This window comes from Rhodanobacter sp. UC4451_H18, assembly GCF_052978225.1.
This window is the reverse complement of sequence record NZ_CM129663.1, coordinates 2,112,209-2,136,837: the sequence shown is the minus strand read 5'-3', so window position 1 is coordinate 2,136,837 and position 24,629 is coordinate 2,112,209. Positions and strand designations below refer to the sequence as shown.

General features: G+C 68.9%; 24 protein-coding genes. 18 read left to right on the top strand and 6 right to left on the bottom strand.

Annotated features, from left to right (window positions below; translation table 11 throughout):
- The first annotated feature begins 18 nt into the window (after positions 1–18).
- The 10 genes from ACVCMG_RS09770 (at position 19) to ACVCMG_RS09725 (ending at position 9,396) form a co-directional block, all read left to right on the top strand.
- Entirely contained in the window at positions 19–705 is a 687-nt protein-coding gene (locus ACVCMG_RS09770; protein ID WP_447113994.1) for a response regulator, read from the top strand.
- On the top strand, positions 702–2,102 hold the full coding sequence (locus ACVCMG_RS09765; RefSeq protein WP_447113993.1) for a sensor histidine kinase N-terminal domain-containing protein: 1,401 nt from the start codon (positions 702–704) through the stop codon (positions 2,100–2,102). The genes ACVCMG_RS09770 and ACVCMG_RS09765 overlap by 4 nt, the downstream gene beginning before the upstream one ends.
- A 119-nt stretch (positions 2,103–2,221) precedes the next feature.
- Positions 2,222–3,679 carry a TolC family protein gene (locus ACVCMG_RS09760; protein ID WP_447113992.1) on the top strand — a complete coding sequence of 486 codons (1,458 nt, stop codon included), beginning with the start codon at positions 2,222–2,224 and terminating at the stop codon, positions 3,677–3,679.
- The gene (locus ACVCMG_RS09755) at positions 3,679–4,809 is read left to right on the top strand and encodes an ABC transporter permease (RefSeq protein WP_136257706.1); all 1,131 of its coding nucleotides are present in this window, start codon (positions 3,679–3,681) and stop codon (positions 4,807–4,809) included. The genes ACVCMG_RS09760 and ACVCMG_RS09755 overlap by 1 nt, the downstream gene beginning before the upstream one ends.
- Before the next feature lie 5 nt (positions 4,810–4,814).
- Positions 4,815–5,561 carry an ABC transporter ATP-binding protein gene (locus tag ACVCMG_RS09750; protein ID WP_136257705.1) on the top strand — a complete coding sequence of 249 codons (747 nt, stop codon included), beginning with the start codon at positions 4,815–4,817 and terminating at the stop codon, positions 5,559–5,561.
- The gene (locus tag ACVCMG_RS09745; protein WP_447113991.1) at positions 5,558–6,502 is read left to right on the top strand and encodes an HlyD family secretion protein; all 945 of its coding nucleotides are present in this window, start codon (positions 5,558–5,560) and stop codon (positions 6,500–6,502) included. Before ACVCMG_RS09750 ends, ACVCMG_RS09745 begins: the two co-directional genes overlap by 4 nt.
- A gap of 65 nt (positions 6,503–6,567) precedes the next feature.
- The gene (locus ACVCMG_RS09740; RefSeq protein ID WP_447113990.1) at positions 6,568–7,392 is read left to right on the top strand and encodes an alpha/beta hydrolase; all 825 of its coding nucleotides are present in this window, start codon (positions 6,568–6,570) and stop codon (positions 7,390–7,392) included.
- 2 nt (positions 7,393–7,394) lie between these two features.
- Positions 7,395–7,772 (top strand): hypothetical protein, encoded by a 378-nt coding sequence (locus ACVCMG_RS09735; protein ID WP_447113989.1) that lies wholly within the window; start codon positions 7,395–7,397, stop codon positions 7,770–7,772.
- Entirely contained in the window at positions 7,769–8,164 is a 396-nt protein-coding gene (locus ACVCMG_RS09730) for a DMT family transporter (RefSeq protein ID WP_447113988.1), read from the top strand. The genes ACVCMG_RS09735 and ACVCMG_RS09730 overlap by 4 nt, the downstream gene beginning before the upstream one ends.
- A gap of 20 nt (positions 8,165–8,184) precedes the next feature.
- The gene (locus ACVCMG_RS09725; RefSeq protein WP_447113987.1) at positions 8,185–9,396 is read left to right on the top strand and encodes a DegT/DnrJ/EryC1/StrS family aminotransferase; all 1,212 of its coding nucleotides are present in this window, start codon (positions 8,185–8,187) and stop codon (positions 9,394–9,396) included.
- A gap of 25 nt (positions 9,397–9,421) precedes the next feature.
- Here ACVCMG_RS09725 and ACVCMG_RS09720 read toward each other — a convergent pair whose 3' ends face one another.
- The gene (locus tag ACVCMG_RS09720) at positions 9,422–10,327 is read right to left on the bottom strand and encodes a hypothetical protein (RefSeq protein WP_447113986.1); all 906 of its coding nucleotides are present in this window, start codon (positions 10,325–10,327) and stop codon (positions 9,422–9,424) included.
- Positions 10,320–11,384, bottom strand: a complete 1,065-nt coding sequence (locus ACVCMG_RS09715) for a peptidogalycan biosysnthesis protein (RefSeq protein ID WP_447113985.1) — start codon at positions 11,382–11,384, stop codon at positions 10,320–10,322. Before ACVCMG_RS09715 ends, ACVCMG_RS09720 begins: the two co-directional genes overlap by 8 nt.
- 91 nt (positions 11,385–11,475) lie before the next feature.
- Between ACVCMG_RS09715 and ACVCMG_RS09710 the strand changes: the two genes are divergently transcribed.
- From ACVCMG_RS09710 to ACVCMG_RS09695, 4 genes are all read left to right on the top strand, one after another.
- The gene (locus ACVCMG_RS09710; RefSeq protein ID WP_136257697.1) at positions 11,476–11,748 is read left to right on the top strand and encodes an acyl carrier protein; all 273 of its coding nucleotides are present in this window, start codon (positions 11,476–11,478) and stop codon (positions 11,746–11,748) included.
- Positions 11,748–12,980, top strand: coding sequence for a beta-ketoacyl-[acyl-carrier-protein] synthase family protein (locus tag ACVCMG_RS09705; RefSeq protein ID WP_447113984.1), 1,233 nt, complete (start codon positions 11,748–11,750; stop codon positions 12,978–12,980). Before ACVCMG_RS09710 ends, ACVCMG_RS09705 begins: the two co-directional genes overlap by 1 nt.
- Before the next feature lie 187 nt (positions 12,981–13,167).
- Entirely contained in the window at positions 13,168–14,409 is a 1,242-nt protein-coding gene (locus tag ACVCMG_RS09700; RefSeq protein WP_447105320.1) for an AAA family ATPase, read from the top strand.
- On the top strand, positions 14,406–14,942 hold the full coding sequence (locus ACVCMG_RS09695) for an RloB domain-containing protein (RefSeq protein WP_447105321.1): 537 nt from the start codon (positions 14,406–14,408) through the stop codon (positions 14,940–14,942). Before ACVCMG_RS09700 ends, ACVCMG_RS09695 begins: the two co-directional genes overlap by 4 nt.
- Before the next feature lie 195 nt (positions 14,943–15,137).
- On the opposite strand, the gene vapC is transcribed toward ACVCMG_RS09695, so the two are convergent.
- The 4 genes from vapC to ACVCMG_RS09675 form a co-directional block, all read right to left on the bottom strand.
- Positions 15,138–15,530, bottom strand: a complete 393-nt coding sequence (vapC, locus tag ACVCMG_RS09690) for a type II toxin-antitoxin system VapC family toxin (protein WP_447105322.1) — start codon at positions 15,528–15,530, stop codon at positions 15,138–15,140.
- Positions 15,527–15,721: a type II toxin-antitoxin system VapB family antitoxin gene (locus ACVCMG_RS09685; RefSeq protein WP_447105323.1), complete on the bottom strand. Its 195-nt coding sequence runs from the start codon at positions 15,719–15,721 to the stop codon at positions 15,527–15,529. Before ACVCMG_RS09685 ends, vapC begins: the two co-directional genes overlap by 4 nt.
- 253 nt (positions 15,722–15,974) lie before the next feature.
- Positions 15,975–17,378, bottom strand: a complete 1,404-nt coding sequence (locus tag ACVCMG_RS09680) for an aspartate aminotransferase family protein (RefSeq protein ID WP_447113983.1) — start codon at positions 17,376–17,378, stop codon at positions 15,975–15,977.
- A gap of 45 nt (positions 17,379–17,423) precedes the next feature.
- Positions 17,424–18,125 carry an MtnX-like HAD-IB family phosphatase gene (locus tag ACVCMG_RS09675; RefSeq protein ID WP_447113982.1) on the bottom strand — a complete coding sequence of 234 codons (702 nt, stop codon included), beginning with the start codon at positions 18,123–18,125 and terminating at the stop codon, positions 17,424–17,426.
- A gap of 181 nt (positions 18,126–18,306) precedes the next feature.
- Between ACVCMG_RS09675 and ACVCMG_RS09670 the strand changes: the two genes are divergently transcribed.
- The 4 genes from ACVCMG_RS09670 (at position 18,307) to ACVCMG_RS09655 (ending at position 24,615) form a co-directional block, all read left to right on the top strand.
- On the top strand, positions 18,307–18,930 hold the full coding sequence (locus ACVCMG_RS09670; protein ID WP_447113981.1) for a phosphatase PAP2 family protein: 624 nt from the start codon (positions 18,307–18,309) through the stop codon (positions 18,928–18,930).
- Positions 18,931–19,052: 122 nt separating this feature from the next.
- Complete coding sequence (locus ACVCMG_RS09665; protein WP_447113980.1) at positions 19,053–20,399, top strand: TolC family protein; 1,347 nt, start codon at positions 19,053–19,055, stop codon at positions 20,397–20,399.
- Positions 20,396–21,538 carry an efflux RND transporter periplasmic adaptor subunit gene (locus ACVCMG_RS09660; protein WP_447113979.1) on the top strand — a complete coding sequence of 381 codons (1,143 nt, stop codon included), beginning with the start codon at positions 20,396–20,398 and terminating at the stop codon, positions 21,536–21,538. The genes ACVCMG_RS09665 and ACVCMG_RS09660 overlap by 4 nt, the downstream gene beginning before the upstream one ends.
- Before the next feature lie 14 nt (positions 21,539–21,552).
- Positions 21,553–24,615, top strand: a complete 3,063-nt coding sequence (locus ACVCMG_RS09655) for an efflux RND transporter permease subunit (protein WP_447115404.1) — start codon at positions 21,553–21,555, stop codon at positions 24,613–24,615.
- Positions 24,616–24,629 lie beyond the last annotated feature (14 nt).

The window sequence follows — 24,629 nt, the reverse complement described above, 5'->3', positions numbered from 1 at the left end:
CCCCGTACCGGAGTCTCCATGCGCATCCTGCTGGTGGAAGACGATCCCTCCATTGCCGAGGGCATCCGCGCCTCGCTGCGCCAGGGCGGCCACGCCGTCGACCACGTGGCGGACGGCAGCCAGGCCGACGCCGCGCTGCGCGATCACGGCTACGACCTGCTGGTGCTGGACCTGGGCCTGCCGGGGCTGGATGGCAGCGAGGTGCTGCAGCGCCTGCGCCGCCGCGGCAAGGGCCTGCCGGTGCTGGTGGTGACCGCGCGCGACGGCCTGGCCGAACGCATCCGCGTGCTCGACCTCGGCGCCGACGACTATCTGGTCAAGCCGTTCGCGCTGAGCGAGTTCGAGGCGCGCGTGCGCGCCTTGCTGCGCCGAGCCAGCAGCCAGGGCAAGCCGGAACTGCAACTGGGCCGGCTGCGGCTGGACCTGCCCGGCCACCGCGCCTGGGTCGATCGCCGGCCGCTGGAGTTGACCGCGCGCGAGTTCGGCCTGCTCGAAGCGCTGGCGCTGCGCGCCGATCGCGTCACCAGTCGCGCGCAACTGATCGAGGCGCTGTGCGACTGGGACCAGGAGCTGACCGACAACGGGCTGGACATCGCCATCCATCGCCTGCGCCGCAAGCTGGACAGCAGCGGCACCGGCGTGCGCACCATCCGCGGCCTGGGCTATCTGCTGGAGGAGCTGGCCGACGCCGGCGGCGCGACATGAGGCGTCCCGCGCGACCCAGCCTGCGTCGCCGGCTGCTGGTGTTTCTGCTGGTTCCGATGGCGGCGCTGCTGCTGATCGACGCGCTGCTGAGCTACGGCGTGGCGCTGGGCTATGCCAACCGGGTGCACGATCGCGACCTCGTCGACGACGCGCGCACCTTGGCCAAGCTGCTGCACAACAGCCCGCTGGACGGCCGGCTGTCGCGGCAGGCGCGCTTTCTGCTCGAGTACGACCCGGACGGGCGCAGCTACTTCAGCGTGCGGAGTTCCGGCCACGGCCTGCTCGCCGGCGATGACCGGCTGACGCCGCCGACGGCGCTGGCGGTCGCGACCGTGCCCGCGCTGTACGACATCCGCCTGGACGGCCACGCGCTGCGTGCGGCCAGCGTGCGGGTGGACATGCTGAACGACTCCACCGACTGGCTCACCGTCACCGTGGCCGAGACCCTGCACGATCGCCACGAACAGGCGCGCGAGATCCTGCTGCTGGCGGTGGTGATGCAGACCCTGCTGATCGCCTGCGTGCTGTCGCTGGTCTGGTTCGGTGTGCGCCGCGGCCTGCGCGTGCTCGACCCGTTGACCGCGCGGCTGGCCGCCCGCTCGAACGAGCTGAGCCCGATCGACGGCCCCGACGTGCCGCAGGAGATCCAGCCGCTCACGCACACCATCGACGCCTTGTTCGGCCGGCTGCGCGACATGCTGGCGCTGCACGACCGCTTCATCGCCGACGCCGCGCACCAGTTGCGCACGCCGCTGGCCGGACTGAGCCTGCATGTCGATCGCGCGCTGGCGGACCCCAGCCCGGCGAGCCGCGCCGACGCGCTCGCGCACATCCAGCGCCTGACCCGCCGGGCGGCACGCACCTCCTCGCAGCTGCTGGCGCTGACCCGCGCCCAGACGGTGCCGCCGGAGGGCGGCGAGCAGCGCCTGATCGACCTGGCCCGGCGGGTGCCCGAGATGGTCGCCCAGCGCGTGCACGAGGCGATCCGCGCGGGCATCGACCTCGGCTACGAGGGCGGCACGGCGCCGTTGTGGGTGCTCGGCGAACCCGCCGGCGTGCAGGATCTGCTCGACAACCTGATCGACAACGCGGTGCGCTACGCCGGCCATGGCAGCGAGATCACCGTGCGACTGCGCGCGCGCGACGATGGCGGCGCCAGCCTGCTGGTCGAGGACAACGGCCCGGGCGTGCCGCCGGACCTGCTGCCGCGGCTGAGCGAACGCTTCTTTCGCGTCGGCGCCAGCGCCGAGCCCGGCAGCGGGCTGGGCCTGGCCATCGTGCAGCACATCGCCGGCCGCCATGGTGCCGAGCTGCTCTTCCGCAACATCGAGCCGCACGGCCTGCAGGTGGCCGTGCACTTTCCGCCGCCGCCCGCCGCGGTGGGCGCGCCGCCATGAACACCGCCGTGGCCGGCGCCGCGGGCGATAAGGCCGGCGAAAGATTCGCACACCACAATGGGGCTCCGACTTCTGCCCCGGCGCCCGCGCACGTCCTGCGCGGCCCGCCGCCATGGAACATGCCCGCCGAGTTCGCCCGCCTGAACCCCGCTGCATCCGGCCCGTGCAGGCGCCTCCGCCCGCTGCTGTGCGCGCTGCTGCTGTGCGCATTGGCCGGCTGCGCCGAACCGCTGCCGAAGCTGGCACCGCCGCAGTCCGCCCAGTGGCGGCATGCGACCGCCTCCGCGCCGGCGGCGGCGACCGACCCCGCGCTCTGGTGGCATGCGTTCCACGATCCGGCGCTCGATGCGCTGGTCGAGCGCGCGCTGGCCGACAACCTCGACGTGGCGCAGGCGGTCGAGCGCCTGCGCGCGGTGCGCATCCTGCGCCGGCACGCGACCGATCGCTACCGGCCCGGCCTTTCCGCACGCACCGGCGACGCGGTCGACCCGGACGCCAGCGCCTCGTTCTTCGTCGCCGGCTTCGACGCCAGCTGGGAACTGGGCCTGTTCGGCCGCGCCGAGGGCAGTCGCCGCGTGGCGCAGGGCGAGCTGGACGCCGGCGTCGCCGACCTGCGCGCGGCGCGGGTCAGCCTGGTCGCCGAGGTGGTGCGCGAATGGATCGGCCTGCGCACCGCGCAACGACAGGAGCAAGGGCTGCAGCAGGTGGCCGCCGAGCGCGCGCGCGCCTGGCAGTTGCTGCAGGCACGCCAGCGCCTGCAACTGGCCGCACCCGCCGCGGTGGATCAGGCCGCGGCCGCCAGCGCGCAGGCCGAGGCCGCGCTGGCGGCGCCGCGTCAGGCGATCGACGCCAGCGCCCAGCGGCTGGCCGTGCTGCTCGGTCGCGAGCAACCCGATCCGGCCTGGCTGCAGCCCGCGCCGCCACCCGAACTGGGTGCGTGGCGGCTCGGCGCCACCCCGGCCGACCTGCTGCGCACGCGCCCGGAGATCGCCCGCGCCGAGGCCGACGTGCTGCGCGCCGCCGGCGAACTGGCGCTGGCCCACGCCGACATGTTCCCCAGCATCGGCATCGGCGGCTCGCTGGTGTGGGCCACCGACATCAACAACAACCACCGCTTCTCCACCACTCCCAACGCGATCGCCTCGCTCGGCCCGATCATCAGCATCCCGCTGTTCGACTGGGGCATGCGGGTGGCGGCGCACCACGCCAGCGCGCACCAGCTCAAGGCCAGCGTGCTGGCCTATCGGCAGGCGGTGCTGCAGGGCGTGGCCGAGGTGGAGACGGCGCTCGGCAGCCTGCACCAGGAGAGCGAGCGCGAGCGCCACGACCAGGCCGCGTGGCAGGCGTTGCAACACGCCGACCAGGTGCTGCGCCAGCGCGTCGCGCTGCACCTGGACAGCCCGCTGCAGCAGATCGACGGCCGCATCGCCGCGACCCAGGCGACGCTGGAACTGGACGACGCGCGGGCCGCCCGCGCTCTGGCCTACGTGGCCTTGTTCAAGGCGCTCGGCGGCGCGCCGCCTCCGGCGGCAACGACGGCGCCGACCGCCGCGGCCAGTGCAGCGGCGCCGCGCTGATGGTCGCTCTCGCGCGCAAGACGCTGGTCTACGAATGGCGCCGGTTCCTGCCGGCGATGCTGGCGGTCGGCTTCGCCGGCCTGCTGCAACTGCTGCAGATCGCGCTGGTGCTGGGCATCTTCGGCAGCACCAGTGTGTACGTCACCGGTTCGGCGGCCGAGGTCTGGGTGGGTTATCCCGGCACGCAGAGCGTCGGGCTCGGCCGCGCGATCGACGCGGACGTGGCCTCGCACCTGCAGATGGACCCGCAGGTGCAGCGGGTCGAGCCGTACCTGTGGGTCGATGGCGACTGGCGCGGGCCGCGCGAGACCGGCGGCGTCTCGGTGTTCGTCTCCGGCATCGACCCGGCCGCCGACGGCCTGATGTTCGCGAAGGTGCTGCCGCCCGCGTTGCGCGCACGGCTGGCCGAACCCGATGCCATCGTCATCGACCGCTCCGCGCTGGACCAGCTCGGCGTGGACGTCGGCCAGAGCGCCACCATCAACGGCCATCGGGTGCGCGTGGTGGGCATCGGCAGCGGGCTGCGCGCGCTGGGCGGGGTCAACGTGCTGTGTTCGCTGGAAACCGCGCGCGAGCTCGACAACGATCCCACCGACACCGGCCCGACCTACCTGGTGGCGAAGCTGCGCGATCCGGCGCAGGCCGAGGCGGTGGCCGCGCGCCTGCGCGGCGCCACCGCGTTCGGCCCGTACACCGCCTGGAGCGCGCGCGATTTCGCCAAGCGCTCGGTGCGCTACTGGCTGTTCGACACCGGCGCCGGCGCCGGCGTGCTGTTCCTGGCCGGCATCGTGTTCCTGGTCGGCACCGTGATCACCAGCCAGACCCTGATCGCCGCGGTCAACGGCTCGGTGCGCGAGTACGCCACGCTCAACGCGCTCGGCGTGGGCGTCGGCGCGCTGCGCAAGGTGGTGCTGGAGCAGGCGTTCTGGGTCGGCGCGCTGGGCCTGCTCGGCGCCAGCGTGCTGGGCATCGTGTTGATGCTGCTGGCGCGCAGCCAGGACGTGCCGGTGGTGCTCAACGTGGCGGCGGCGCTGGGCTGCATCGTGCTGGTGATGGGGCTGGCCGCCGTGTCCGGGCTGGCCGCGATGCGCAGCCTGCGCCGCGCCGATCCGGCCAACCTGCTGCGATGAGCGCGATGCCCGCCACCACCGAAACCGCGCGCGTGCCGTCGCTGCAGGCCGACAACGTCAGCAAGGCGTTCGTCTCCGGCAACCAGCGCACGCAGGTGCTGGACGGCCTGTCGCTGAGCATCCACGCCGGCGAACTCACGTTGATCTCCGGCCCGTCCGGCTGCGGCAAGAGCACCTTGCTGGCGGTGCTCAGCGGCCTGCAGAAGGTGGACGGCGGCCGCGTGCGCGCGCTCGGCAGCGAGCTGGGCCAGCTCGACCTGCGCGCACTCGAGCGCTTCCGCCTGCAGCACACCGGCTTCGTGTTCCAGGGCTTCAACCTGTTCCCCGCGTTGAATGCGTTCGAGCAGGTCGAGCTGCCGCTGAACCACATGGGCCTGTCGCGCGACGAGGCGCGCCGACGCGCGCGGCAATCGCTGGAGGAGGTCGGGCTGGCGCATCGCATGCGGCTGCGTCCGTCCGAACTGTCCGGCGGCGAGAAGCAGCGCGTGGCGATCGCCCGCGCATTGGCCAAGCAGCCGGAGCTGCTGTTCGCCGACGAGCCGACCAGCGCGCTGGATGCCGCCAACGGCCAGGTCATCATCGACATCCTGCATCGCATCGCGCACGCCCACGGCACCACCGTGCTGTGCGTCAGCCACGACCCGCGGCTGGTCGTCCACGCCGACCGCGTGCTGGCGATGGAGGACGGCCGCATCCTCAGCGACCGGCGCCCCGCGGCACCGGCCATCGATCCCCAGGAACCCGCCCCATGACCTCGCTCGCACCGCATTCCCCGCACCGCCGCGCGCTCCGGTTTGGCATCCTCGCGCTGGGCGTCGCCGGGCTGCTCGGCGGCTGCTCGCAGCCGGGCGACGCACCGGTCGGCACCGCCGCACCGGTCGCCCGTTACGCCGCGGTGGCGCGTGGCCGGATCGACATCCAGGGTGGCCTGCTGGAACTGTCGATGCCGCGCGAAGGCGTGCTCGCCACGGTGGCGGCGCACGAGGGCGACCGCGTGAAGCGGGGCCAGTTGCTGGCCGCACTGGATACGCACCCGGCGCAGCTGGCGGTGGACGCCGCACAGGCGCAACTGGAGCAGGCGCAGGCCCAGCTCAAGCTGCTCGGCGTCAAGCAGCAGGCGGCGCGGCAGCGCGCGCAGCGCCTGGCCGCCGCCGCGGCTGCCGGCGCCGGCGACGGCCAGAGCGCCGACGATGCGCGCGAGGCGGCGGCCCAGCTCGACGCCGAGCAACTGGCCGCGCGCGCCGCGCAGGACATGGCCACGCAGAAGCTGCAGGAGGCCCGCTATGAGTTGCAGCAGCGCAGCCTGCACGCCCCGTTCGACGCCCAGGTGGTGCACGTGGCGGCGCAGCCCGGGGCGAGCGTGTCGCCGGGCTCCGGCGCGCTGTTCACTCTGCTGCCGGACAAGCCGCGCATCGTGCGCGCCGAGCTCAACGACAGCTTCGTCGGCGCGGTCCATCCCGGCATGCCGGCCGAGGTCAGCGCCGACAGCGACCGCGACGGAAACCGCTGGGCTGCACACGTGCTGCGCATCGGCCAGGTGTACGGCCCGGCCACGCTGGAGAACGATCCGCAGGTGCGCGCCAACGCACGCACCGTGGAGTGCGTGCTGACCTTCGACCAGCCGTCGTCGCTGCGCATCGGCCAGCGCGTGGTGGTGCGTTTCGACAAGCCCGCCGGTGCGGCGAAAGACTGAGGAAACCGCCCCCGGCGATCATGCTGGCGGCAAACCGCCACGATTCCGTCCCGCCAGGCCTGCGCGTGATCCAGCAAACCGACTTCTTCCTCGAGGGTGGCCGCCGCGGCGTGCTGCTGATCCACGGCCTCACCGGCACGCCGATGGAAATGAAGCTGCTCGGCAAGGGCCTGAACCGCGCCGGCTTCACCGTGCACGGCATGCAGCTGGCCGGGCATTGCGGCAGCGCCGACGACCTGCTCGCCACCGGCTGGCACGACTGGTACGCCAGCGTGCAGCAGGCCGCCGACGACCTGCTCGGCAAGGTCGATCAGCTGTTCGTCGGCGGCCTGTCGATGGGCGCGCTGCTGGCGTTGAAACTGGCCGCCGATCGTCCGGGGCAGGTCGCCGGCGTGGGCGTGTACGGCGCCACCTTCCGCTACGACGGCTGGAGCATTCCGCCGCTGGCGCGGCTGTCGTTCATGCTGCCGCTGCTGAAGAAACTGGGCATCGGCCGCGGCCGCAGCTTCATGGAGCAGCCGCCCTACGGCATCCGCGACGAGCGCCTGCGCGCCCAGGTCAGCGCGGCGATGCTCGGCGGCGACAGCGCCGCCGCGGGCCTGCCCGGCAACCCGTGGTACTCGCTGGCGGAGATGTACGGCCTGGCCGCCAGCGTGCGGCGCCAGCTGCCGCAGGTGACCGCGCCGTGCCTGGTCGCCCACGCCAGCGACGACGATGTCGCCAGCCCGAAGAACGCCGAGCTGGTGATGCGCGCGGTCAGCGCGCCGACCGAGCTGCTGCTGCTCGACGACAGCTACCACATGATCACCATCGACAAGCAGCGGCGCACCTTGATCGAGCGTTCGGCGGCGTTCTTCGACGGCATCGCCGCATCGCGCGCGGCGACCTGACGATGCCGACGGCGGGCGCCATCTCCCCCCTCGTCGCCAGCCTGTGGCTGCTCAACATCGTGCTCGACACCGGCGGCCAGCTGGCGTTCAAGGCGGCGGCGGGCGACCCGACGGCCGGCGACGGCCTGGCGCGCTGGAAACACATGGCATCGCGGCCGTGGCTGTGGCTCGGCATCGGCAGCTACGTGGCCGAGTTCCTGGTGTGGATCGCCTTCCTGTCGCTGATCCCGCTGTCCGAGGGCGTGCTGCTCGGCTCGATCAACATCGTGGCGATCATGCTGGCCGGGCGCTTCCTGTTCGGCGAGAAACTCACCCGGCTGCGCGTGGCCGGCATCGCGCTGGTCACGCTGGGCGTGGCGATCGTGGGGCTGGGCGCATGAAGCGCTTCTACCTGTTCGGCTTCCTGCTGCTGATGGGCTTCGACACCCTCGCGCAGATCAGCTTCAAGTATGCCGGCACCCAGGCGCTGCCGGTGGAGGCGAGCCTGGCGTGGCTGCTGCGCGTGTTCGGCCAGCCGTGGGTGTACGGCGCGGTGGTCGGCTACGTCGGTGCGTTCTTCACCTGGATGGCGCTGCTGAAACACGCGCCGATCGGCCCGGCCTTCGCCGCCTCGCACCTGGAAGTGGTCTCGGTGATGCTGCTGTCGGTGTGGCTGTTCGACGAACACCTCACCGCCGCCCGCGTGCTTGGCGCGATCGCGATCCTCGCCGGCATCGTCTGCCTCGGGCTGGCCGAGAGCCGCGAGCACGCGCCGGAAGCGGCCGTCATCTGAACGCAGGCCACGCGCTGCCCATGCTGCCCCGCCGCCGCCACGAATTGCCGCCCACCGCCGGCCTGCCGCTGCAGCTGGCCGACCTGCGTCCCGGTGCGCCGACGCTGGCCGCCGACGTCGCCGCGCTGCTGGGCTTGCCGCCGCTGTCACTGACCTGCTCCGGCACCGCCGCACTTCTGCTTGCGCTGGCCACGCTGCGTGAACTGCAGCCGCAACGCCGTCGCGTGGTGGTGCCGGCCTTCACCTGTCCGCTGGTGGCGATCGCCGTGCGGCAGGCAGGACTGGAACTGCAATTGTGCGATCTCGCGCCCGGCCACCATGACCTGGACCCGGCCGCGCTGCGTGCCGCCTGCGACGAACGCACGCTGGCGATCGTGCCGACTCACCTGGGCGGCCGTGTCGCCGACGTCGACGCTGCGCTGGTCGTCGCGCGCCAGGTCGGCGCGTACGTCATTGAGGACGCCGCGCAGGCGCTGGGTGCGCGCCGGGCGGACGGCGCCAGCGTGGGGCTGGCCGGTGACGTGGGCTTCTTCAGCCTGGCCGCCGGCAAGGGTCTGTCGATCTACGAAGGCGGCCTGCTCACCGCGCGCGATCCCGCGCTGCGCGAGCGGCTGGCCGATGCGGCGGCGCGCGTGCCGCGGCAGTCCGGCTGGGAATGGCGCCGGTGTTTCGAACTGTTCGGCTACGCCGCGCTGTACCGGCCATGGGGGTTGCGGCTGGCCTATGGCAATCCCTTGCGCCGCGCGCTGCGCCGCGGTGACGAGATCGCCGCGGTGGGCGACGATTTCCCGCCGACGATCCCGCTGCATCGCGTCGGCCGCTGGCGGCAGGCGGTGGGCGCGCATGCCGCTACGCGCCTGCCGGCGTTCCTGGCGCACACCGCCGCGCAGGCGCAACGCCGGCTGTCGCGACTGCGCGACATCCCCGGCGTGCAGGTGCTGGATGACCCGCCGCACGCCCGCGGCACCTGGCCGTTCTTTCTGCTGCTGCTGCCCGACCAGCGCCACCGCGACGCCGCGCTGGCGCAACTGTGGCAAAGCGGCCTCGGCGTCAGCCGCCTGTTCATCCACGCCCTGCCCGACTACCCCTACCTCGCCGGCGTGGTTCCCGCCGCGGATGTGCCGCGCGCGCGCGACTTCGCCGCGCGCAGCCTCACGGTCGGCAACAGCCCGTGGATGGACGAGGCGGATTTCGAGGCGATCTGCGGCGTGCTGGAGGCGGTGCTGCGCTGAGACGCTGACGATGGCGCTCCCGTCGTCATTCCCGCTTTCGCGGGAATGACGCCATCGGCAGGTTCGCAATCGCCGCCAGCAACTGCACGTTCAGCGCATGCTGCTGCGCCTGCCAGCCGGCGAGCTGCGCGGGGTCGACCGCCGGCTGCGCGTCCATCGCGGAGAGCTTGCGCTTCCACCAGCTGCGATAGTGGTAGTGCGAGATCTCGCCGTTGATGTCGCTGCCGACCAGGCCGCGACGCAGGCTGCCGACCAGCGCCAGCGCGTGGTCGAGTTGCAGCCGGCCCTGGTCCCAGTTCGTGCGCGCCACCTCGGGTGCGAACACGTCCTTGTCGATCGACAGGTAACTCGGCAGCGTCTGGGCACGCTGGCTTTCGACGAAGGCATCGAGCATGGCCTCCGCCGTGTCGAAGCCATGGAACGCCGGCGCCAAGCCGAGTCGCCGCGACCAGCCGGTATCCACGCCGATGCTCCAGTAGCTCAGCCTGCCGCGCCGCAATGGCGTCAGGTAGTTCTCCCACGCGTGCCCGGCGCCGATGTCGGCGGAGGTGATGCCGAGCACGTGCACGTGGCTCACCTGCGGCAGCAGCGCCACGCGGCGCACCCACGAGCCGCAATGGACGCCGAACGGGAAGCGCATGTTGTCCGGGTGGTTGTCCAGCACCACCACCTGGAACGGCGCGTTGCCGCGCAGGCGCGCGATCAGCGGCCAGCTCAGGTGGTGGAAGTCGCCGCTGCCGGTGAACACGGTGCCGTGGCGCGTCGGCAGCAGCTCGTCGAGCACGCGCGCGAAGCGCCGCATCCTCGCCAGCGAACAGCCGAAGCGGATCGACTCCTGCCAGCGTTCCAGTGGCAGCACCAGCCGGTCGCGCAGGGGGCCGACGGAGTGGTCGATGTCCAGCACGATCGGCTGGTTCGAAAGCTCACTCATCGGCGCTCGCCTCCCGCCACTGGCGGTCGCTTTCGAAATGACCGCCGAGGCGGCGCAGCAAGGCGCGCAGCAGCGGGTTGCGCGCGTACACCGCGTGGCGGGTGAAGCTCATCCGCGCGCCGAGAAAGGCTTTCACTTCCGGATCGGTCCAGCCGGCCACGTAATGCGTCAGCCCGCGCCGGCGCGCGTGCTCGAGGTTGTGCATCCAGCTGACGAAGTACAGGTTGTGCTCGCGCGCCTGCGGATAGGCAAAACCGACGTACTTGTCGATCAGCTTGCCGGCGTGTTCGTAGCAGAGGTTCCAGCCGATCATCGCGCCCCCGTGACGGTAGACGAACACCACGCCGCCGCTGGCGGCATCCTGCAGCAGGGTGCGGAAGAACGCCGCGGTGGGCCGGTCGAAGTGGATCGTGCTTTGCGCGTAGACGTTGTCGAACAGCGCGTGGAACGCCGCCAGCGTCGCCTCGTCGCGAAAGCGCGCGTCGCCGGTCGGCACCGCCTCGACATCCAGCGCGGCCCGCGCGCGCAGTTTGCGCCGGATGTTCTTCCGCCGGCCGTGCGACAGGCGCGCCAGGTACTCGTCCTCCGAGTCGAAGTCGATCGGCACCCAGGCCAGCGCCTGGCCCTCCAGCAGCACGAAACCCGCGGCCGCGCAGGCGCCGGCGAAGGCGTGCGCATACGCGTTGTCGGCGTCGCCGAGCAAGGGCGAGTCGTGCGCGATGTCCTTCACGATCAGCAGCCGGCACTGGCGCCCGAAAGCGGCCTTAAGTCCCTGCGCCAGCGCTGCGGGCGCCACCCCCGGCGGCAACGGCGCGTACTCGGTCACGGTGCTGCCGGCGAAGCGCGTGCGCCAGCGCAGCAGCGCCCGCCAGTGGCGGTACAGCGGCAGCGCGGCCACGCGGCGGCGCAGCGCGTCGTCGGCGGTGGTCAGCAGGTCGAACGGCGCCACGAAGGCCGGCATGCCCTGCGGCGAGCGGTCCACCGCGAAACCGGCCGGCGGTTCGGCCGTGAACGCCGCCAGCAGCGCGTCCGGCTCCAGTTGCGCAATGAAAGGCATGAGTAAGCGAGCGTGCCTAGACTGGGGCCGTCAGCTTGCGTCAGCCACCTTGCGCCAGCCTTCCATTGCCGCCTGCCACCCGGGACATGCCATGAATGCCACCACCCAGCAGCAAGTGTTCGAGATCATCGCCAAACAGGCCAAGACCGACGTCGCCAACGTGAAACCCGACTCCACCCTGAAGGACCTGGGCATCGCCTCGCTGGAAGCGATCGAGTTGATCTTCGACATCGAGGAGCACTTCAACATCAACTTCCCCGACCAGCAGGGCGCCAACTTCGACCGCGACACCGCGCAGAGCCTGGTCGACGCGGTGGACAAGGCGTTGGCCGACAGGGCCGGCGCCGGCGAAGGAGCCGCCTGATGCAAGCTCTGCCGCTGCGCCGCGTGGTGATCACCGGCATGGGCGCGATCAGCCCGCTCGGCGTCGGCGCCGCGGCGCTGTGGCAAGGCCTGCGCGAAGGGCGCAGCGCGATCGGCCCGCTGCGCCACCCCGACGCCGAACGACTGCGCGTGAGGGTCGCCGCGCAGGTGCCGGCCAGCTTCGATCCGGCGGCCGACCTCGACGAACGCATCCTGCCCACGCTCGACCGCACCTCGGAATTCGCGCTGCACGCGGCGCGCGAGGCGGTGGCGCAATCCGGGCTGGAGTTCGCCAATCGCGGGCTCGGCCTGCGCACCGCGGTGGTCGTCGGCACCGGCGTCGGCGGCGAGACCACCCAGGACGAGCAGAGCCGGCGCCTGTACGGCGAAAACGCCCAGCGCGCGCACCCGCTCACCATCGTGCGGCTGATGACCAACGCCTCGGCCAGCCAGATCAGCATCGCCTACGGTTTGCGCGGCCCCACCTTCGCCGTGGCCAGCGCCTGCGCCTCGGCCAATCACGCGATCATCCAGGCCGCGCAGATGATCCGCTGTGGCATGGCCGACGCCGCCGTCACCGGCGGCACCGAGGCCTGCCTCACCTACGGCGCGCTGCGCGCGTGGGAAGCCATGCGCGTGCTGGCCGACGACACCTGCCGCCCGTTCAGCGCGAACCGGCGCGGCCTGGTGCTGGGCGAGGGCGCCGCCATCTTCGTGCTGGAATCGCTGGAGCATGCGCGCTCGCGCGGCGCCACCATCCTCGCGGAACTGGCCGGCAGCGGCATGACCGCCGACGCCAGCGACATCGTGATGCCCAGCGCCGACGGCGCCGCCGCCGCGATGCGCCAGGCGCTGGACGACGCCGGCCTCGCCGCGCAGGACGTCGACTACATCAACGCCCACGGCACCGGCACCCAGGCCAACGACGTCACCGAGACCAAGGCGATCCGCCTCGCCTTCGGCGAACACGCCGACCGCCTCGCGGTGTCCTCCACCAAGTCCATGCACGGCCACGCCCTCGGCGCCTCCGGCGCACTGGAACTGATCGCCGCCATCGGCGCACTGCGCGATGGCGTGGTGCCGCCCACCGCCAACCTCGACCAGGTCGACTCCGCCTGCGATCTCGACTATGTGCCGAACGTGGCGCGCGAGATGCCGGTGCGGGCGGTGCTCAGCAACTCGTTCGCATTCGGCGGGTTGAACGCGGTGCTGGCGTTGAAGCGGGTGCCGTAGCCGCCTCCTCGTTCGCGCTGGGCGCAGCTTGCGATAGCAAGCGTAAGCGAGGCTCTATGGATGGCACTCGTTTGATGGGAGGAGGTCGAGCACTGGGGGCAGTAACGGCCTATTTCAGTCCCAGATCTTGAAGAGAAACTTGAAAATAGACAGCATTTTGTCTTAAAGTGAGTTTCGCGGCCAATTGATGGCCATTTCGGCGGGCCTGCCCATGCTTCACTCCTTTGCGTTCAAGAACTTCCTCTCGTTCAGGGAGCGAACCGAGGTGTCCTTCGCCCTGACTCAAAAGGCCAGTTCGCACGGCTGGGACGTACCTTCGCCGACCGGCCAGCGTCTCGCCACGGCCTTGGCTGTCATTGGTGCCAATGGCGCGGGCAAGACTTCGCTGATCAAGCCTGTGGCGTTTCTGAGCTGGTTCATCAAGCACTCGTTCCTGCAAAGCACGCCTGGCGCGCAAATACCGATCAAGCCGCATTTCTCCACCACGAACGAGCCGGTTGAGTTCGAGGTTGAGGCTGATGACCTGGACGGCACGCTTTGGCGCTATGTGTTGAAGGCGACGCAGGAACGCGTGTTGCACGAGGCCGTTTACAAGCGCGCAAACAAGAAGCGCGCGAAGTTTTCTTATGTGTTCGAGCGGGATTGGGACGAGGCTGCGAAGGAATACGTCATTGCGCAGAATGGTTTCGACCTCAACCCTGCCGAGGCGAAAAAGGTTCGCCCGAACGCCTCGCTGATTTCAACGGCGGCGCAGTATGGTGTGGAGGTCGCGCAGCACCTGATCGGCGCGAATGTCGCCAGCAACATCATGCAGATTGGTCGCGTAGACCCTCATCTAGGTTTCATCAATGCATCCATCTTCTTCCATGGAAATGTCGCGTTGAAGAAGCAGATGGAAACCCTGCTGCACAATCTGGATCTCGGCCTGTCCGGCGTGGAGATCAGGAAACTGGATATGACCGCGCCACCGGACATGAAGCTTCCGGACGGCACGAAGTTGCCGTCGCAGTATCAGGTTCTTGGCGTCCATACCTTGAAAGACGGTTCCAAGCATGAACTGCAAATGATAGAAGAATCCAGCGGCACGCGGACGGCATTCACGCAGCTCTGGTATTTGTTGAGCGTGCTGGACGGTGGTGGCATCGCCGTGATCGACGAGCTGGAGAGCGACATGCACCCGCACATGATTGAGCCTTTGCTTGCTCTCTTTGCCAGCCCGCATACCAATCCACACAACGCGCAAATCATCTTCACCAGCCATTCTATTGAGGTGATGGGCCTGCTTGGCAAATCGCAGGTCGTTCTTGTCGAGAAGAAGGATTGCGAAAGTGAAGCCTGGCGATTGGACACGATGACTGGCGTGCGAAGTCAGGACAATCTGTATGCGAAATACATGAGCGGCGCCTATGGAGCGGTGCCGCAACTATGACGCCAGCGCTGGCCAAGATGCGCGCAGTCAGGGAAACCCTGCTCATTGTCTGCGAAGGCGATGCCGAGATCGCGTTCGTCCGCTTTGTGAAGCGCACTTATGCCGACGCACTGGGGCGTGCCGTGCAGGAACACAATGCTCAAGGCAAGGGTGGCAAGCATGTATTGGAAACTGGATTGCGCCGCGCGAGGAACAACCGTACCTACGACAAGATGGTTCTGTTGCTGGATGCAGATCAAGACTGGGACGACCAGCTACGTGCACGAGCGCAAAAAACCCGCGTCGGCAAACATCCGATAAGCGTGATCGAAGCAAGCCCCTGCCTGGAAGCATGGCTGTTACAAATCCTCGGTGCCGAAGCCGAAGGCGATACCCGATACATGAAGCAGAAGTTCCAGGCGCGCACTGGAGTCCAGGCGCATGAGCCTGAATGGATGGAGCGGCTACTCAGCCGCGGCGCGCTGGACGAAGCTAGGGAGCGAGTGCCGCAACTTGCCGACTTGATGAATCACATGGGCGTAGCAAAGCGGTAAATGCCCATGGCAACGGCGTCGGAGGCAAGGGAAAGGCGCCACGAGAAAGATGCCAGAAGCAATTAGCTGCACGGCGAGGCCAGGCTCATCCCGGCACTCTCTCCAGGGAGGCGAGAAGGAGAACGGGGTCAGCTTTAGTTGGTTTGAGGACGCTACCCCGATCCGCTGCATGCAGTGCGTCAGCCAGCCGCGTCGCTAGAAAACCGACTGCAACCCCAGGTGCACGACGAATGGCTCGAAGTCCCGATCGCTGTGCAGCAGCGTCAGTCCGTCGACGATGCAGCGGGTGGCGATGACGCAGTCGATGGTCTTGCGGACGGTGACGCCTTTCTCGCGCAAGGTCCGGAAGTTCCGGGCTGCCTGCACGGCCACGGCCTGGCCGCCTAGCGGCACGACGTCCAGGCTGCCGAGCAGGCGCAGGACGTCGCGGAACTCCTTGTCGGTGGTGGTTCCCTGCAGCACCTCGGTCAGGATCAGGTCGCCGATGGCCAGGGGTTCGGTTCCCAGCAGGCCATCCAGGCAATTGGTTTGCCGGGTTTCGGTGCCGCGCAGGTAGTCGATCCATACGCTGGAGTCGACCAGGATCACGCATCCATCCTCAGTCTTTCGAGGTTGCCCTGCCACTGAACCTTGCCGCGCAGGGTCTTGATCTGCTGTTGCCGTTTGAGCCTCACCAGCGTCTGCAAGCCGAGTTCCACGGCCTCGCGCTTGGTCTTGAGGCCCGAAGCCTTCATGGCATCTCGCATGAGTGCGTCGTCGATCACGATGTTGGTACGCATGTGTATGTTCCTCCTAGATCATACACACACTAGCGCAGGTTGCGACGGGCGTTCAAGTGGCAAGCGCCGCGCCGCAACGGCGGGGTTCACCATCAAGGGGCTCGCTAACGCCGGAGGCAGGCCCTTCGACTTCCTCGCTCCTCAAAGCCGTGACCATCCATGGTCACTCCCCGCGTGCGGCCCTGCGGGCCTACGCTCAGGGTGAACGGCGGGGAGGGGCGGGCGCCCCTCCGCATGGCGAGTCCGGGGAACTTCAGCCCTTCTTCGCCTTCGTCAGCAACTGATCCAGCAGCGCGATCGCCAGATCAATCTCCTCGTGCGTGATGTCCAGCGACGGCGCAAACGTGATCACGTTCTTGTACCAGCCGCCCACGTCGAGCACGAGGCCGATCTTCTTGCCGTTGTGCGTGAGGTCGCCGGCCAGGCCGATGTCGACCATCCTGTCGAGCAGCGCCTTGTTCGGGGTGAAGCCGTCGTCGGTGCAGATCTCGGCGCGCAGCGCCAGGCCGAGGCCGTCGACGTCGCCGATTTCCTTGTGCTTCTTCTGCAGCTCGCGCAGGCTGTCGAGGAAGTGCGCGCCCTTCTTCGGCACGGTGGTCGCGTAGTCCAGCTCGTAGCCCATCTTGATCACTTCGAGGCCGAGCGAGGTGCCGAGCGGGTTGGAGTTGAACGTGCTGTGGGTGGAGCCGGGCGGGAAGATGGTGGGGTTGATCAGTTCCTCGCGCGCCCACAGGCCGGACAGCGGGTTGAGGCCGTTGGTGAGTGCCTTGCCGAACACCACGATGTCCGGCGTCACACCGAAGTTTTCGATCGACCACAGCTTGCCGGTGCGCCAGAAGCCCATCTGGATTTCGTCGGACACCATCAGGATGCCGTACTGGTCCAGCACTTTCTTCAGGCCCTTGAAGAAGCCCGCGGGCGGGATCACGTAGCCGCCGGTGCCCTGGATCGGCTCGACGTAGAACGCGGCGTACTCGCACTGGTTGGTCTTGGGGTCCCACACGCCGTTGTATTCGGTCTCGAACAGGCGCGCGAACTGGTGCACGCAGCTGTCGGAATATTCTTCCGGCGTCATCCCCTTCGGGCGGCGGAACGGATACGGAAACGGCAGGAACATCGCGCGCTCGCCGAAGTGGCCGAAGCGGCGGCGGTAGCGGTAGCTGGAGGTGATCGAGGAGGCGCCCAGCGTGCGGCCGTGGTAACCGCCCTCGAAGGCGAACATCAGGCTCTTGCCGTTGCGCGCGTTGCGCACGATCTTCAGCGAATCCTCGATCGCCTGCGCGCCGCCGACGTTGAAATGCACGCGCCCGTCCAGGCCGAACTTCTTCTTCGCGTCCAGCGCCACCGCCTTGGCCAGCTCGATGCGGCTCTGGTGCAGGTACTGGCTGGCCACCTGCGGCAGCAGGTCGATCTGCTGCTTCAGCACGTTGTTGAGGCGCTTGTTGCCGTAGCCGAAGTTGACCGCCGAGTACCACATCTGCAGGTCGAGGAACGGCACGCCGGCCGTGTCGAACATGTAGCTGCCTTCGCAGCGGCGGAAGATCTTCGGCGGGTCGACGTAGTGCACGGTGTCGCCGAAGGAGCTGTATTTCGCCTCGTCGGCGAGCAGCTGGGCGTCGTCGATCACGACGGCAGCGTTCTTGTCGAAAACATTCATCGGAAGTCCGGGGTCGGTAAGGAGTGGATCGCGCGGGCGGGCCGGTCAGGCCGTGGTCGCCTGCGCAGGGGTGGCGGGTTGGCCGGCCAGGCTGCCGTCGAGCAGCCGCGGCAGCAGGTCGAGTGCGTCCTCGAAGCCGGTGATCGGCACGTAGGGAATGCCGCTGGCGCGGCAGTGCTCGACCAGGCGGTGCTTGGCGAACACGAAATCGACGCGATCGGCGGCGCAGAAATCCGAGGCGCCGTCGCCGATCAGCAAGGTCCTGGCGCCGCTCGTGCGGGCCCGCGCCACGCAGGCGCACTTGCAGGTGCCACTGCGGCAACCGTCGGCCTGGAATGGCGAAGTGAGCTGCCATTGCTTCGGCGGCTCGGCCGGCGCCAGATGGTTTGCCGCCAGCGGCAGGTCGTCCAGGCCGTAGCGGGCGAGGATCCGGTGGATCGCATAGTCGAGGCCGTCGCTGACCACGCGGATCGGCATGTTCAGCTCGCGCGCCCTGGCCACGAAGGTGGGGAACGCATGGTCGATCCACAGCCCCGACAGATGCGCGTCCAGTTCCGCGCGCGTCATCTGCAGCCGCTCGACCTGGCCGGCCATGCATTCGCGCGAACCGATCCGCCCGGCGCGCCAGTCCTGTTCCAGCACCTCCCAGCCGGGCCGGCCGAAACGATCGAGCAGCGAGTCGATCACGTCCTCGACGGAAATGGTGCCGTCGAAATCGCACAGGATGGTCCAGCCGGAAACGGGCATCACGAACTCACGTCGGCAACGATGGGGCGGCAGCTTAGGCAGCCTGCCTTTCCATCGCCTTTCCGTTGCCTGGCGCGGCCGGCGCCCGCGGAAACCGGCGCCTCCGTAAGCAAAAGGAAAGCTGGCCCGCGTAGCGTGGCAAGGCACGGACCAGCCGACTTGCCTGGTCGGGGAGAGGATCATGCGTGCGCCATCGTTCCTGCTGCTGTGCCTTGCCTTGCTCGCCTCGACCGGCGCGATGGCCGCGAGTGGCCCGCTCGGCATCGACCACCGCCTCCACTACGACAACCGCGGCATCTGGAACCGCTCGGACCAGAACGCGCTGATGTATGGCACCGTCATCACGGTGGTCGGTGGCGCGCTGGCGTTCGGCGATCAGGACAAACTCGGCGACACCTTCTGGCGCTCCGTGGACGCTCTCGCGGTGACTGCCGTCGCCACGCAAGGGCTGAAACTGACGTTCCAGCGCGAACGCCCGTCGCAGACCAGCGACCCCAACCGCTTCTTTGCCGGCACCCATGCCAAAAGCTTTCCCAGTGGCGAGGTCGCCGCGATCTCCGCTGCGGTTACCCCGTTCATGGTGAACTATGGGCACGATCATCCCGCGGTCTACGCACTGGCGCTGCTGCCGGCCTACGATGCGGTAGCCCGAATGAAGACCCGCGGACACTGGCAAAGCGATGTCCTGGTTGGCGCGCTGATCGGTACCGGAGTGGGCGTGTGGGCGACGCATCGACATTCTCCCCTTATCATCGGTTGGTTGCCGGGCGGCTTCCAGGTCGGATTCATCCATCATTTCAAGTGATCACTGCCATCTGCACGCCTGACCCTCTCCCCATTCGCCCACGTGCAGATCCGGCCGCGACCCGCGCCGTCGCGCGAGCACGCTGGACCGCTTCCAGCCATCCGCATCGCCACAGCGTCCGGATGGGTCTGCTGCTCAGCATCATGCTGATCCTGACCGGGTGCGCCACCTACTCGGCACTGCCGCTGGGCGACGGGCACGGCGCATCCAGCGTGGCGCAACTCACCGCGCCGACATCGGCCATGCCGCTGCCCGCCCTGTCGACACACCGCTTCGATCCGTCCGACGGCCTGGATGCGACCGAGGTGGCCATGCTGGCCGTGGTGAACAGCCCGGCGCTGAAGCTCAAGCGCGACGAACTGGGGCTGGCCCGCGCGCAGGCGTTCGCGGCCGGCCTGCTGCCCGATCCGCAGCTGAGTCTGGGCGCGGACTTCCCGCAGCACTCCGGGCCGGGCCTGACCACCGCGTTCAACCTCGGCATCAGCGAAGACATCACCGCGCTGCTCACGCGCTCCTCGCGTACGGCCGAAGCGCGCAGTCACGTCGAGCAGGTCAACCTGGACCTGCTGTGGGCGGAATGGCAGACGGTGACGCAGGCGCGCCAGCTGTTCGATCAGGTCGTCTCGTTGCGCGCGCAACACCATCGACTGCAGGTTGAAGCTGACGCGCTGGCGCCAGTGGACCGTTATGTGCAGATGGCGCTGCAGGCGGGCAATCTCACCTACGACACGGCCAGCGCCGGGCTCAACGCCGGCGCCGACGTGCGCAAACGCCTCGGCGACACGGCAGTGCAACTGCACCAGGCCGAGAGCGACCTGCACGTGTTGCTGGGGCTGGCCGCCAGTGCGCCGATCGAGCTGGTGGGCAGCGCCGAACCCGCCCAACCCACCGCCGCGCAAATCCGGCAGGCGTTGACCGACCTGCCTGCGCGGCGGCCGGACCTGCTCGCGCTGCAAGCCGGCTATGCCGCGCAGAATTCCAAATTGCGCGGCGCCATCCTGGCGCAGTTCCCTGCACTGACGCTCGGCTTCAACACCGCACGCGACACCAGCGCCATCTACACCAAGGGCTTCAGCATTGGTATCAGCCTGCCGCTGTTCAACCACAATCGCGGCAATATCGCGATCGAACGTGCCACCCGCGTCCAGCTCAAGAATGCCTACGACGAACGCGTGCTGACCGCCCGCAGTGACGTGCAGCGAACGCAGGCCGACCTGGCCACGCTGGATCAACAACGCGCACAACTCGTCGCCCACGTACACCAGCTTGACGCCGCTCGCCGCTCGGCCGAACAGGCCTGGCGCGAGCAGTTGCTGGACTGGCCCACCTACCTGGCCATTCGCAGCAACGTGCTCAGCGCCGATCTCGACTTGCTCGCCTTTCGCCAGCAACGAGCCAAGGCGGCGATTGCGCTGCAGGCGCTGTTGGGCAATACCGACATTCCCGTCACCAGGAAACCTCCGCCATGACCAACCGCCGCCTGATTTCGTACCTCGGCGCCTTGGCGGTATTTATCCTGCTGACGAGCTGCAGCGGCGCAGACACGCCCACGGCCACCGACGACAGCAATACGGTGACCGTCACCACCGTGCTGCCGCAGCGCCAGACCTTCCACGACACCATCGACGCCGTCGGCACGGCGATAAGCGACCCGCATCGCGCGCGCACGTTGAGCTTGGCCTATGGCGGCCAGATCGTGAGTGTGACGACCAGCGCGGGACAGCGCGTGCAGCGCGGCGAGTCGCTGCTGACGGTCAGTGCCGACCCGGCCACCCGCCAGGCGTATGAGCAGGCGCAGGCGGCGTTGGGGCTGGCGCGCGGCGACTTGCAGCGCACTGAAAAACTCGCGGCGCAGCGGCTGGCCACGCAATCCCAGGTAGCCGCCGCGCGCAAGAGTCTGACTGATGCGCAGGCGGCGCTGAACGCCCAGCAAGCGATCGGCGGCGGCAGCGCCAGCCACGCGGTCACGGCGCCGACCGACGGCGTGGTGACCGCGTTGCGGGTGGGCCTGGGCGAGCGCGTGGCGGCAAACGCACCGCTGCTGGACTTCACGCCGGCGCACGCGCTGGTGGCGCAACTCGGAGTGCAACCGGAGAGCGGCGGCAAGCTGCACGCGGGCATGCCAGTGCAATTGAAGAGCGTGTACGGACCGGGCAAAAGCTTCACCGGTACCCTGCGGATGATCGGCCAGTCGATCGATCCGCAGACGCATCTGCTGCCGGCGCAGGTCGAACTGCCGGCCAGCGCGGGCGCCAGGCTGGTGGCCGGGGCTGCCGTGACGGCGCAGATCGACGCCAGCGATTTCCAGGCGTGGGCCGTGCCGCGTGATGCGGTGCTGCATGACAACCAGGGCGATTACCTGTTCCAGGTCCATGACGGCCACGCCAAACGCGTCGACGTGACGCTGCGCAGCCCTGACGGCACTACCGTCGGGGTGCAGGGATCGATCGATCCGCAGGCGCCGATCGTGGTGCTGGGCGTCTACGAGCTCAGCGACGGTGACGCGGTCGCGGTCAGTACGCAGAAGATCGACGCCCATCGGCCCGTCGCGGCGAGTTCGACGGTTGCCGCGACGCAGGCTCCGGCCAGCGCGGGTTCGTCGAAGTGAACTTCAGCATCTGGATGCAGCGGCACCGCCGCTCGCTGCTGTTCCTGGCCTTCATGCTGGCCATGGGCGGCATCGCCAGCGCGTTCTTCATGCCGGTGGCACTGTTTCCCAACGTCGCCTTTCCGCGCATTCAGATGACCATCGACGCGGGCGACCGACCGGCCGACCAGATGGCGATCCAGGTGACCACGCCGGTCGAGGTCGCGGTGCGCAGGGTGCGCGGCGTGCGCGACGTGAAGTCCACCACCAGCCGTGGCAGTGCGCAGATCGAGGTGACCTTCGACTGGGGCTTCGACATGAACGCGGCGCTGCAGGAGATCAACGGCGCCGCCGGCCAGGTGCTGGCGCAGCTGCCCGCCGGCACGCAGTTGAGCACCCGGCGCATGGACCCCACCACCTTTCCCGAACTCGGTTACAGCCTGCGCTCGCACACGCTCTCGCCGAGCGACCTGCACGACCTGGCCGAGTACCAGCTGCGGCCGCTGCTCAGCTCGATCACCGGCGTCGCGCACGTCGACGTGCAGGGTGGCGAGGTCGCCGAATTCCACGCCGACGTCGATCCGCACAAATTGCGCGCGCTGGGCCTGAGCCTGGCCGACGTTACCAAGGCGGTCAGCAACGCGGCCACGATCCAGGCGATGGGCCGCGTCTCGGATCATTACAAGCTGTACCTGCTGCTGGCCAACAATCAACCGACCACCCTCGCCGCGCTGGGTGACATCGTGGTGCAGGCGGTGCCCGGCGGCGTCGTTCGCCTGAAGGACGTGGCGCGCGTCAGCCTCAGCCATGTGCCGCAGTGGATCCGGGTCAACGCCGACGGCCAGAACGCGGTGCTGCTGCAGGTCTACCAGCAGCCCGGCGGCAACAGCGTGCAGATCGCCAAGGACGTGAAGCAGAAGCTGGCCGACTACGCGCCGCAGCTGCCCGCGGGCGTGCACATTGCCAACTGGTACGACCAGACCCAGCTGGTGACGGCGGCCGCCAGCAGCGTGCGCGATGCGATCCTGATCGGGATCGTGCTGGCCGGACTGATCCTGTTCTTGTTCCTGCGCAACACGCGGGTGATCCTGATCGCGCTGATCGTGGTGCCCTCGGTACTGGCGATCACCATGTTGCTGCTGTCCGTGCTCGGCATGAGTTTCAACATGATGACCCTGGGCGGCATGGCGGCGGCGGTCGGCCTGATCATCGACGACATCATCGTGATGCTTGAACACATCATGCGCCGGGTCGGCGGCGGTGCCGGCGAGATCCATGAGCGCGTGGCCGGGGCGGCATGGGAATTTACCCGGCCGCTGACCGGCTCCAGCGCTGCCACTGTCATCATCTTCCTGCCGCTGGCGTTCCTGACCGGTGTCACCGGCGCCTTTTTCAAGGCGCTGTCGTTGACCATGGCCAGCGCGCTGATCATTTCCTACCTGCTGACCTGGGTCGCGGTGCCGCTGCTGGCCGAGCGTTTCCTGGACAAGAAGCATCTGGCCGAGCCCGAGCAGGGCCGTTTCACCCGCCGCATGATGGCCGGTTACCAGAGCACGCTGGCGCGCGGATTGAAGCGGCCGTGGCTGGTGCTGGTGATCGTCATCCCGCTGCTCGCCCTGGGCGGCCTGGCTTACACCCAGGTCGGCTCCGGCTTCATGCCGAAGATGGACGAGGGCGGCTTCATCCTCGACTACCGGTCGCCACCGGGCACCTCGCTGGAGGAAACCGACCGCCTGCTGCGTCAGGTCGAAACCATCATCCGCGCCAATCCCTACGTCGACACCTACTCGCGGCGTACCGGCCTGCAGTTGGGCGGTGGCCTGACCGAAGCGAACACGGGTGACTTCTTCGTGCGCCTGAAAACCGGCTCGCGCCCCTCGACCGAACAGGTCATGGAAAAGGTGCGCAGCCAGGTGGCAAAGCAGGTGCCGGGCCTGGATGTCGACGTGGCGCAGTTGATGGAAGATCTGATCGGCGACCTGGTCGCGGTGCCGCAGCCCATCGACGTGCAGCTCTCCGGCGCCGACGCCGCCACGCTGAACGCCACCGCCAAAAAGGTCGCGGCGAACATCGGCAAGATCAACGGCGTGGTCAGCGTACTTGACGGCATCAACCCGGCCGGCGATGCGCTCACCATCAAGGTGGATGAAACCAAGGCGGCGATCGAGGGTCTCGATCCGGTCAGCGTCACCGACCAGGTGGCCGCGGCGGTCGACGGCACGGTCGCCGCCCGCATGCCCGAGGGCGAGAAACTGGTCGGTGTTCGCGTGCGGCTGCCGGAGAGCGCGCACCAGCGTATCGAACAGATCGAGCAGTTGCTGATCCGCGCGCCCGATGGCCACATGCTGCCGCTGTCGCGGGTGGCCACCGTCACCCAGGTGCAGGGCCAGCCGGAGATCACGCGGATCAACCTCAAGCGCACGGTCTCGGTGACCGGTCGCCTCAGCGGTCGCAGCCTGGGTTCGGCCGTCGCCGACGTGAAAAAGGCGATGAATACCAAAGGGCTGCTGCCCAAGGGCGTGGTCTACCAGCTGGGCGGCACCTACCAGCAGCAACAACAGGCGTTTCGCGGACTGATGATCATGATGGCGGCGGCGATCGCGCTGGTGTTCACCTTGCTGCTGTTCCTGTACGAGAGCTTCCGCGTGGCCATCACCATCCTGGCGATGCCGCTGCTGGCCATTCCCGCCGTGTTCGTGGGACTGTGGGCGACCGGCATCGAACTGAACATCTCGGCGATGATGGGCATGACGATGATCGTGGGCATCGTCACCGAGCTGGCGATCTTCTATTTCTCCGAGCTGCAGGAAGCTGAAAAGGAATGCGAGCTGCACGCTGCCCTGCACGCCGCCGGCGAGCACCGTACCCGACCGATCCTGATGTCGACCTTGGCGGCGATCCTGACCCTGCTGCCGCTGGCGCTCGCCATCGGCCAGGGCTCGCAGATGCAGCAGCCGCTGGCGATTGCCATCATCTCGGGCATGCTGGTGCAGCTGCCGCTGGTGCTGCTGGTGATGCCGGTGCTGTATTCGCTGTTGCGCCGGCGCGACAAGGCTGCGCCGCGTCAAGATGCCATCAACGCTGCGCCCGCCGGCTGATGGTCCCGTAACCA